Origin of the sequence: Rhizobium sp. PP-F2F-G48, from assembly GCF_004342335.1 — a bacterium.
Lineage (GTDB): Bacteria > Pseudomonadota > Alphaproteobacteria > Rhizobiales > Rhizobiaceae > Ferranicluibacter.
The window spans coordinates 692,812-702,903 of sequence record NZ_SLVH01000002.1; the positions used below are offsets into that span (position 1 = coordinate 692,812).

Below are 10,092 nucleotides of genomic sequence, written 5' to 3' on the forward strand. Positions count from 1 at the left end.
GGCAGCGTCTGCCTCAAGACTTTTCCGCCATGCCTTTTTCAGCGACACCCGGCGCCTGCATCCGGTAGCCGAGCCCGCGCACGGTCTCGATCAGGTCGTTGCCGATCTTCTTGCGCAGCCGGCCGACGAAGACCTCGATCGTGTTGGAATCGCGGTCGAAATCCTGGTCGTACATGTGCTCGACCAGTTCGGTGCGCGAGACCACCTGGCCCATATGGTGCATCAGGTAGGAGAGCAGCCGGAATTCGTGCGAGGTGAGTTTCAGCGCGACGCCGTTGACCGTCGCCTTAGAGCCCTTGGTGTCGAGCCGCACCGGGCCGCAGACGATCTCGGACGTCGCGTGGCCGGCCGCGCGACGGATCAGCGCGCGGATGCGGGCCAGCACCTCCTCGACGTGGAAGGGTTTCGTCACATAGTCGTCGGCCCCGGCATCGATGCCGGCGACCTTGTCGCTCCAGCGGTCGCGGGCCGTGAGGATCAGCACCGGCATGCGGCGTCCGGCGGCGCGCCATTTTTCCAGCACCGTGATGCCGTCCATTTCGGGCAGGCCGATGTCGAGGATGATCGCGTCGTAGGGCTCGCCCTCGCCGAGATAGTGCCCCTCTTCGCCATCGAAGGCCTGGTCCACGACATAGCCCGCTTCCTTCAGCGTGTCGGCCAGCTGCCGGTTGAGGTTGACGTCGTCTTCGACCACCAGAATGCGCATCCGATATCACTCTCCGTCTGTCCGTCGTCACGGACCTCGCCGGGCAAGCCCGGCTGCATTGCGTTCATAGCCGCTCTCCGCCCCCGGAGGGAAGCGGCACGGCCGGCGCGCGGCGCCGATCTACATCGGCACCCGCATCGTCACCTTCTTCGGCCGTCCGCCATTGCCGGGAATGAGCACGGTCACCACGCATTGCCCGTCGGAGGTCAGCTGCACCGACAGGAGATCGCCGCCGGTCTTCTCGACAACCTCCGAGGCCGCCGAACTGCAATCGCCGGAAACGGGCGCGGCCTCCAGGGCCTCGACGGTGCCGATGGCGGGCGTGACCGCGAACGGTGCTGCGGCCGTCGGCAGCGACAGCAGCATCAGGCTTCCGGCCAGGCTTCCGGCGAGCATCGCGATGATCAGCGGTGACGGCATGAACGCACTTTCGCATTTCCGAGGTGTTGCGTGTCTATTAGGTGTCCCTGCCTGAATGGCGAATGAATGCGCGACTCACGCCATTCTCTCCGCTCCGGATCAAGCCCTGATACCCCCTGATCTGCGCGCCCGCCAGCGGTTTCGCCCTCGCCGTCCGCCACGGTCGGCAAAGGCCGCCTCAGACGGCCAGCAGTACCTCGGCGGCAAGCCCGAGCGCCACCACCTGCCCCCTCTGGCGCACCCGCACGGAAAGCCGGCTCTGCCGCGATCCGAAATCCGCGATTTCCTGCGCCAGCGGATAGGCGAATTCGGCCGCGGTCGCCTCGCCCCGGCGCAGGACCTGCGTCCCCGAGAGGATCTCGATCCGGTAGGCCTCGACGGGCTCGTCGAGCGGCGTTTCCCCGTCGAGCCAGGCGTCTGCCGAGGCGCGGGCGCAGCGGATCCAGCGGAGCGTGAGGTTGCCGCCCGCATCCCGCCGCGCGCGGATGTGCACCGGCGCCAGCGGCGTTTCCGCCCGCAGGCCGCCGGCAAAGGCGTAGGTCTGCGCCGCGCCGGCCGGCCGGCCCTGCGCCTCGACGATCCAGTTGAGGGCCTGCCCCGCTTCCGCACTGCTCAAGCCCAGCGGCTGCACGGCCGCGTCGAGCATCACGATCGCGGCACCGGCCGCCGCGCCCGCCGCCTGCGCATCCGTGGAACCGCCCAGCCCGCGCAGGAGCCGCGACAATCGCCAGCGTCCGGGCGCGATCTCGTCGGCGAGACCGAACCCCAGAATTTCCCAGGCCCCGTTGCGCGACAGCACGGCCATGCGGTTCTCGCCGCCGAACAGCGCCAGGTCGCTCAGCGCGGTCAGTTCGCCCGCAAGAAGGTCGAGGACCAGGCTGTTCGCACGGTCGAACCGCCCGGAGACGCCGGGGCCGAGAGCCTCGGCCAGCGTCCCGGTGCGCGCCGGCCGCGCGAGCGACAGGCGCGCGGCAAAACCCTCGCGCGTCGGCGAGGCCGAGAGCGTCACGGCCGTCCAGGGCCGCGCGAAGACCGCCGCCCGCGCAAAGCCGCTGGCCTCGCCGTCCGTGTAGCGCGGCAGGTCCATCAGGTGAACGAGCGGCGAGAAGGCGGAGGCGGCGCTGTGGCCGACGGTCGGCGTGCGCGTCTCCGGCACGAAGCGGCTGGCGCCGCCGGTGACGATGCCGCGCGCCTCCACCCGGCGCACGTCGCCATCGTCGATCCGCTCGATGAGGAAGGTCCCGGCCGGCCCCTGTTCGAACGTCGCGACATCCCCCGGCACCGGGCCGATCGCGCTCGGCGACAGCGCAAAGCTCACCCGCCTTCGCCCGGCCTGGTGGTCGCGCAAAGCCGCCTCCACGGCATCGGTCGCCGCCGCCTCGTGCAGCGCGCCCGCGAGCGACAGCCGCAGCAGGCGCTCGTTGCCGGGTGCGGCCCGGCGCGAGCGCGCCGTCGTCCGGCCATAGTCGTTCATGGGGTCGAGATGGTCGAGGATCGCCTCGCGGGCGAAGTCGCCGGCATCACCGCGCAGGTCCTCCAGCAAGGCCGCGTCCTTCACCTCCGCCAGCGTGTCGAGCCGCACCGGCGGGCCGGCCTGCAGCAGGCGCGAGCGGAAGACGAGCCGCCCGTCCCGCTCCACCGCATCGATGCTGCCGGCCGCCATCAACGGCTCCAGCAGGTCGCGCGCCGACATCTGTTCGGCCTGCACATAGCCGCCGAGATCGCCGCAGACGAGGCGCGTATCGCCCTCGGCAAAGTGGTGATCGGCCAGGATGGCCGCGATCGTGTCGGCCATCGTCGCCGTGCCCAGCCGGCCGTTCAGCCAGTGGCCTGTCTGCCTAGCATTTTCACGTAGCTCAGAATTAGTAGTAGTCACCGACCAGAAATAAATTCCCGTTTTCAGTCAGTTACGGTCTGCCTTAGATAAATCATACTACTCCTCAACCAGTGGATGGCGGCTTATGGAGTCCATCGAGTAGTAAGCTTGAATCGAAAAATTCAGCGCCAGCACATCAAGCTAGGTTCGAAATAATTGCGCCAGACAGCGGTTTATGCACGAAGACCTTAGCGGACGCAGTTGTGGGGTGAATCTTTGAGCCTCCTAACATGTACTCGGTGTCTTGGCGCTTGCTGGAGGGCAAAAGATCGTGCGGGGTTGTCACCGATTCATCGTATGGAGAGGGAAGTAGCTGTCGATATTCGCGGTGACAGCAGCGTGAAACCATTTAACATTAATATCTTTGTCCAATCGCAAATTGCAGCCATCGGCAGGACTTCGAGCATACGCCTTCATGGCTATATGCACGCGACTGCGATACCCTAGATTGCATAACAGGTGCTGGCCTTTCCGTGACAGACAGAATGCTGATTGCCGTTTAACCCAGACAGACCGTCCAAGAACTCTACGGTGTAAGGCTGTAGAGATCGGTTGGCGCGCCATGAAGCATGACCTCCCTTTCGAAGCTGAAGCCGGATTTTTGCAGAACTTTCTGAGATGCTGGATTTGCTGATCGCACAAGCCCAATAATTCGACGGGCTCCAAGATCTTTGAAAGCGAAGGATACGCTCTCTCGTACCAGTTCTGTTGCATAACCGTTCCCCCAACTTTGCGGGTCGAGATGGTAGGACAGATTGAGGCCATCAAACTCCTTCGACACGGTAACCCCGCCAAACCCAATCAGCTTTCCATTGGCTATAACTGCCCATCGCCCAAAGCCGTGGTCCTTCCAATGCGCCCTGTCCCTCGCCAACCTCGCAGCACATTCTTCTGGGCTGTCCGGCCGGGGAACAGGGCGGTGAGCAACCAGTTCGGGTTTTGCGAACAGCTCTGTCAAAAAGGGAAGGTCATCCGCCTTTGGGAGACGCAGCAATAGGCGGTCGGTGCGTCGGGTTTCTGCGACTGGTACCTGGTGGTGATCGATCATCTTGTTCAAACTGCATTGGTAAAGCGAAGACCTGGGATTCCAGAAAATGGCGTTCTCCCCTACAATGCATCATGGCACATCTTTCAGGAACAGATCGCGCGCAATTGCTGCTTCTGCCGGAAGCGGTGGACGATTACGTCGGCCCGGATAATCCGGTCCGCTTCATCGAGGCCTTCGTCGACGGCCTCGATCTTGCTGCCGCAGGCTTCGTGCGGGTGGCTGCGAAGGAGACGGGTCGTCCGGGTTATGATCCGGCCGACCTTTTGAAGCTCTATGTGTACGGCTACATCAATCGGGTGCGATCCAGCCGGCGGCTGGAGGCCGAGGCCCATCGCAACATCGAGGTCATCTGGCTGCTGCGGCACCTGAAGCCGGACTTTCGCACCATCGCCGATTTCCGCCGCGTGAGCCGGTCGGCCTTCAGGCAGGTGTTCCGGGAATTTGTCATCCTGTGCCGACAGCTCGATCTGTTCGGGCGAGAACTGCTGGCGGTCGATGGCACGCGCATCAAGGCGGTGAACAACAAGGATCGCAACTTCACGCGGCGCGCTTTGACGAAGTTCATCCACGAAGCCGACGAGAAACTGGCCGATTATATGAAGCGGCTCGATGAGGGCGATGCGCAAGAGGAGAAAGCCAGCAACAATAGCGGTTCAGGCCGCGGCGATGACAAACTCGCGGAAAAGATCGCAGCGATCAAAGGCAAGCGGGATCGTCATAAGGCGCTGCTGGATGAACTGGATAAAACCGGCGAGGACCAAATCTCGCTAACCGATCCGGATTCCCGTGCCATGGCACGCATGACCAAGGTCGGCGTCGGTTACAACATCCAGCTTGCGGTTGATGTGAAGCACAAGCTGATCGCCGAGCAGGAGGTCTGCAATCAGGTGTTGGACATGGGGCTTCTGGCCCCAACGGTTGAGGCGGCGATGGACACGCTCGGCGTCGACAGAATAGAGGCGGTGGCTGACCGCGGCTACTTCAAGATCGAGGACATCGAAGCTTGCGAGAAGGCCGGTATCACCGCCTATGTTCCCAAGCCGATCCGCGGTCCGGCCGTGGCCGAGGGTTTCTTCTCCAATGAGGAATTCCGCTACGATCCGGACAAGGACATTTACCTTTGCCCCGCAGACCAGGTGCTCTCACCCCGTCACTTTGGCAAGTCGCGCGACAATGTGAAGATCGACTATGTCAACCGCGACGCCTGCAAGGCATGCCATCTGCGCGAGCGCTGCACCAAAAGCTTCCGCCGCGTGTCGCGCCTTGAGAACGAGGCGGTGCTCGACCGCATGGGGGAGCGTCTTGCCGCCCGGCCCGACGTTCTGGACCAAAGGCGCGAAAGCGTCGAGCACCCGTTCGGGACGATAAAACAGTGGATGTATCAGGGCGCATTCCTGATGCGGCGGCTGGAAAACGTGAGAGGGGAGTTCAGCCTGACGGCGCTCGCCTACAACATCAAAAGAGCCATCACCCTTGTCGGCGTTTCGGGCCTGATTGCCGCCGTTAGGGCATGATAGCGCCACCGCGCGCACTTCCTAAGCCAAATACTGGTGCCAAACCGCTCAACAGTGCTTTATCAGGCTCTTTGGACATCGAAATCCGACAAACCTCGTCACTTGCAGAGTTCCGGCATGGAACAGCGCATCGCATCAATCAGCCTAAGAGTCCTTGGACGGTCTGCAGAACTTTCGCATCCGTTGTGATGAGCAACGTCCGCTTCGCTGATTAGCCTAACTGGGCGAGTTGGGCTTCGGATAGGTCGTATCTATAATAAATGTGCCACATTGCTCATCTCGGAGCCGCTGGCCTGCACCTTTATTCATGCGAGGCGCACGAACTAGGCGAGGAAATGAATCCTTGCTCTATGTAAAGCAACCCCTAAGAATCTCGGACTGCATGTGACCTTCCATTCTCGCAATTTATTTGAAAAAATTTCAATATTTTCAATAGTTTAGGTAGAAAATACCCGAACTTCCAAGCGAGAATTTTTTGCGCGCAGCAAGAATGGACTCAAGGATTCGTATGTTCATAATTGCATATTAAATCGAGCAAAAACGAACACATACTTTGGATATTGTCAACAATACTGCTTGATTCGCAAATCTCTCGCCCATGCCCTATTCTAATTCCATTTGCAACACTTTTGTACTTTAAACCTAAAAATATAAAATTGGACCAGACGGATATTTTCGGCCTAGTCTTACCGTGAGCTTGTCATTCCTCACCGTGAGAACGTCAGACGTGTCATCAATCAATCGTATCGGGATTCTGTACCGCAGATGGCCTGAACCATCGCCCTTCTCGCGATGGATACTTCTGTTCGCGAGGTCTGAGCGCGTTTGCGATCAAACTACTGACGTTGGTCCAGAACGCTCCAACGAATGGCCTAAAGAGTTGCGGCCATACTGGAGGGAGTTTTACCGTTGTCTGACCGCCAAACGCCCGATCAGGCCGAGGCTGAGGCTGAGATACGTAATGGTCAATGTCCTTTCAGGACTTTGGGCGCAGGGAGCCGTCGCTTATCGATATCGACCCTTTGTGAATATTGGCCGGGTGCCTACCAAGCTACGTCATATGACTACCGCCGAACTCGTTGAACGATGCGGTCCTTCTTTCGAAGAAGTTTATAATGCCTTTTAAAGCTAAGACCGGACTTGGGGCTCACGATGATGCGAACCAAGCGCCAAGCTGGGATGACATCTGTAATATGATTGATCCAACTTTCTCACGTGACTTACGTTCCATTTCCGAACAACTGACTCAGGATGCACCTGTTCGGAGATTCCTAAAAGACCTATTCCACAACCCGAATCCTAATTCGAATGAAGTTGTAGAAATATACAACGCTGGCTCCTGGACGGCGTTCAGCCCCCAATTGGCTGCCATGAAAGTCGCGGCAGTTATTGATGAATACATCCTTGTTAACTACAAAATGTTCAGAGCGGACTGGCCTAGGCGCACTCAGAGAGCAATTGCCTCGATGTTTATCTTACTGGGAGAGCTACCTAGTAAGAGGTATCCATCATTCGACCATGGGCTTTTGCCCGTAAGAGCAGGATCGAACTCACGGAGCCCAAAATCCCTCGGAGCGTTGGATTGGCCCGAACTAGCTGGCATCAGGCCGAGCCTGAGAGACGAAGAGGCTCTCGAACTCGTCCGATCCAACATTATCGAGATCCTAGAGGAGTCCGAAGCAGTCTTTTCATACGGCCAATCCGTGCTCAGAGCGGCATCCCCGCCAAAGCACGTTAACGACGAATGCTGGATGCTAGTTAAACGGTATCTTCATGAGACGATAGCTCGCTTGAGGGCTGGAGAGGACCTTCGAGATGGCGCTGTTGACGGTTTGAACCTGTCATCGACTTGGATCTATGCCGGTTTTCCTAAGAGGTACGCGCCAGAACCTTTTCTTGAGCCGTATGCTGTTCGCGAACTGGCATCGAGATGTATCGGAGCGACAAACCGCTTAACGGCATCAGTTAAGTTGCACCTCTGTACCGTAACCGGCTGGAACCGGACTCAGATTGGCCTCGTACCATTTGATCCATACGCGTTCCGGTACGAGGATGCTTGCGGGATTTGCGAAGCAGGTTTCATGACCGTTTTCAAGCGGCGTGCCGGCCACTTCGTGAACGCTCATTTGGAACGCGGAGCCGCGGTCAAAACCATCTCACGGGACGAGAATTTTTCTCTGTGGGACGATGCAGTTCAAGAACTTGAGGGTTCCAGCGAGGCGTGCATCGTAAACTCGCCGTCTGCGATGGAGGTTCTCGATCGATACGTCACGATGACAGAGCCGCTTCGCGAGTTCGACCTTGAATCGCGATTTAACGATCGGTTTTTTGTTTCGATTGGACAAGGTGGGCTTTCTGGAACTGATCTTAATATTCGCGAATACAAGCTTTCCGAACTACTTGGTCGACGAGGTGTCAGTTACAGGACAACTCGACAGACTTTTGTCAATGTAATCCGACGCTCGACAGGATCACTGGCTGCCAGCATCCATCTGACCAACAACAGCGCTACGGGAGTTTTACTAACACACTACGATGATCCTGAAATACAGGCCGAACTAGATGCTGCCATAGCCTTCTGGCAGAACTGCTTCCAGGCACTTGTCATCGAGGGGGATACTTCGCTTCGCTCTCCTCTCAAGATATCTGACGATGACCTGGAGTGGTTCAGCAATCTGGCGATCGCATCTGGCATCGCATCTTCAATCCAAGTTCGTGGGCGAAAACTGACAATTCACGAACGTGACTATCTTGAAATCGAAAGGTCGTCTGAAGCCTTTCAGGAGATCTACCTCGTTAGACGCGGGATTCTCGCAGCGAGGCAACGTGTTGGGGAGAGGCGGTGGCGTGTCCAAGGTGTGCCGATACTTGGTTACGTAGTCGCAATGCGCAGACATTTGCTGGATGCGGGATTGATCGACCAATATTTCGACGCCGTCCGGACATCGCTCAAGCGACTTCAGAAAAGAGAAATTGTCGTCCCCACGGTCATGGACGATTAACGTAACGCGGAATTTGAACATGCTCCTAGTTCATGACTACGAAAACCTGTTGTCATCTATCCTTCTACCGCCCAGCTTGCACGCGACATCGGCGTTTGAGTTAAGACCAGAGGGTCGCAGCGGGTGGTGCTACGACGAGCACCGAGATCTTCGCCATGATTACTATGTCCTTCGAACCGCAGATCCCGAGAAAAACCGCAAGGCTGACTGTTACGTCTGGCTAGGTGATTCACTTGATTTTCGTCATGGCTGGACCGGGGGTGTCACGCCGTTAAGTGATGCACTCTTGATACGTATCGCCTGCGTAGAAGTCCTGAAGGGGAATGGAACTGCCAAGAAGGTCGCAGCGGCGCAGACGGTTAAGATCCTTCGACATCTCGAATGGGTAATAAGGTGGCGCAACTCTCTGGGAGTTCGATGTTTCCACGACCTGACGCCCGAACACTATCGCCGGTTCGTAGACGATGCCAGCACCTCGGACATAACTGACCTCCTTCCCATGGTTGATCGACTGGATGTGCTCTTAGAAGATCGCAACTACCAGCTTCCGCTATATCGACACGGTCGTCGCTTCAGGATGGATTGGAAGGCTTTCGCTAACACGCTTGGCGTACATCGGTGGAGCATTGGGCATTCGAAGAAGGTCAGGCAGGCCTTTTCTGATCGCGCGCCTTCGTTTTTGCAAAGATCGAACCTTTCCCCAAAAGATGTAGACTTTTTCCTAGGTGAAGCAGAAGGCCGAGCGTCAGAGGAGCGAAACCCTTTTCACCGCCTTCTGGCCTGGGACACCTTAGAGCGATTATCGATCAAGGGTTTGATCAGCCATGACCCACTTGTATTCCAGCCTTCACAGGTCGATGTACGCCGCAGTCGCTCACCTGTACAGCACCGCACGACAACTCTGATGCCTCGAGACCTTCACCGGCTTTTGAAGCTGTCCTCCACATGGGTTCTCGACTACTCACCCTACATCTTAAAGTGCCTACGAGAAAGGAAGCTCATAAATCCTGGCGGAAACCGACACTCGAATATTTCCTCCCTAGCTGAATTAACAGAGCGCATGGACCTTGAAAGGCCGCAGGGCGTTCCGGCGCTCAGTCTAGCCCTTGCTCCCGTATCACCTTTCCATGAAGGGCGTCTCCTACTTACACACGCGCTTCAATATCTTTTCGTTGCTGCGTCTATGTTGATAGGGGCGCTTGCGGGCAGAAGACGAAATGAAACCGGCTCGCTCCGCGCTTATCCAATCGTTATGTGGAGGGGGATCGTTTATCTTACAGTCTACATCGAAAAAACGCTTCAAGATGTGGATCGGGTACCGGTACCGGAGCTCGTTGTTCACGCGGTAAACCTCCTTCATGAGCTCTCTCAGGAGGCCAGAGAAGAAGCCGGCACCGAATGGCTTTTCCAGTTCAAGTCTGAGCTGGCCGATGACCTGCCACTGAGAATTTCCTCCAGACTTGATTAGAGTTCGGCCTGACGAAGGACGGACGAATGAAGAAGCAGAGATTTACGGAAGAGCAGAT

Annotated in this window: 7 protein-coding genes; 3 read left to right on the forward strand and 4 right to left on the reverse strand. The window is 58.0% G+C overall.

The genetic code is table 11. The features are described 5' to 3' along the window. Window positions 1–13: 13 nt before the first annotated feature. The 4 genes from C8J36_RS07845 to C8J36_RS07860 form a co-directional block, all read right to left on the reverse strand. Window positions 14–706 carry a response regulator transcription factor gene (locus C8J36_RS07845; protein ID WP_062594724.1) on the reverse strand — a complete coding sequence of 231 codons (693 nt, stop codon included), beginning with the start codon at window positions 704–706 and terminating at the stop codon, window positions 14–16. 120 nt (window positions 707–826) lie between these two features. After that, window positions 827–1,126 (reverse strand): hypothetical protein, encoded by a 300-nt coding sequence (locus C8J36_RS07850; RefSeq protein ID WP_082477095.1) that lies wholly within the window; start codon window positions 1,124–1,126, stop codon window positions 827–829. A gap of 178 nt (window positions 1,127–1,304) precedes the next feature. Continuing rightward, window positions 1,305–2,921: a phage tail protein gene (locus C8J36_RS07855; protein WP_132533873.1), complete on the reverse strand. Its 1,617-nt coding sequence runs from the start codon at window positions 2,919–2,921 to the stop codon at window positions 1,305–1,307. Window positions 2,922–3,528: 607 nt separating this feature from the next. After that, window positions 3,529–4,050 (reverse strand): GNAT family N-acetyltransferase, encoded by a 522-nt coding sequence (locus C8J36_RS07860; RefSeq protein WP_077107721.1) that lies wholly within the window; start codon window positions 4,048–4,050, stop codon window positions 3,529–3,531. Between the two features lie 71 nt (window positions 4,051–4,121). On the opposite strand from C8J36_RS07860, the gene C8J36_RS07865 reads away from it, so the two are divergent. The 3 genes from C8J36_RS07865 (at window position 4,122) to C8J36_RS07875 (ending at window position 10,034) form a co-directional block, all read left to right on the forward strand. Next, window positions 4,122–5,564, forward strand: coding sequence for an IS1182 family transposase (locus tag C8J36_RS07865; RefSeq protein ID WP_132533875.1), 1,443 nt, complete (start codon window positions 4,122–4,124; stop codon window positions 5,562–5,564). Between the two features lie 1,115 nt (window positions 5,565–6,679). Continuing rightward, complete coding sequence (locus C8J36_RS07870; protein WP_132533877.1) at window positions 6,680–8,566, forward strand: hypothetical protein; 1,887 nt, start codon at window positions 6,680–6,682, stop codon at window positions 8,564–8,566. A gap of 19 nt (window positions 8,567–8,585) precedes the next feature. After that, window positions 8,586–10,034 (forward strand): hypothetical protein, encoded by a 1,449-nt coding sequence (locus C8J36_RS07875; protein WP_132533879.1) that lies wholly within the window; start codon window positions 8,586–8,588, stop codon window positions 10,032–10,034. The last annotated feature ends 58 nt before the right edge of the window (window positions 10,035–10,092 follow it).

Excerpts from the sequence above, each read along its gene's own strand:
- C8J36_RS07870 (WP_132533877.1), top strand. The coding sequence starts at position 6,680 with ATGCCTTTTAAAGCTAAGACCGGACTTGGGGCTCACGATGATGCGAAC.
- C8J36_RS07875 (WP_132533879.1), top strand. The coding sequence starts at position 8,586 with ATGCTCCTAGTTCATGACTACGAAAACCTGTTGTCATCTATCCTTCTA.
- C8J36_RS07845 (WP_062594724.1), bottom strand. The coding sequence starts at position 706 with ATGCGCATTCTGGTGGTCGAAGACGACGTCAACCTCAACCGGCAGCTG.
- C8J36_RS07865 (WP_132533875.1), top strand. The coding sequence starts at position 4,122 with ATGGCACATCTTTCAGGAACAGATCGCGCGCAATTGCTGCTTCTGCCG.
- C8J36_RS07855 (WP_132533873.1), bottom strand. The coding sequence starts at position 2,921 with ATGGCCGACACGATCGCGGCCATCCTGGCCGATCACCACTTTGCCGAG.
- C8J36_RS07850 (WP_082477095.1), bottom strand. The coding sequence starts at position 1,126 with ATGCCGTCACCGCTGATCATCGCGATGCTCGCCGGAAGCCTGGCCGGA.
- C8J36_RS07860 (WP_077107721.1), bottom strand. The coding sequence starts at position 4,050 with ATGATCGATCACCACCAGGTACCAGTCGCAGAAACCCGACGCACCGAC.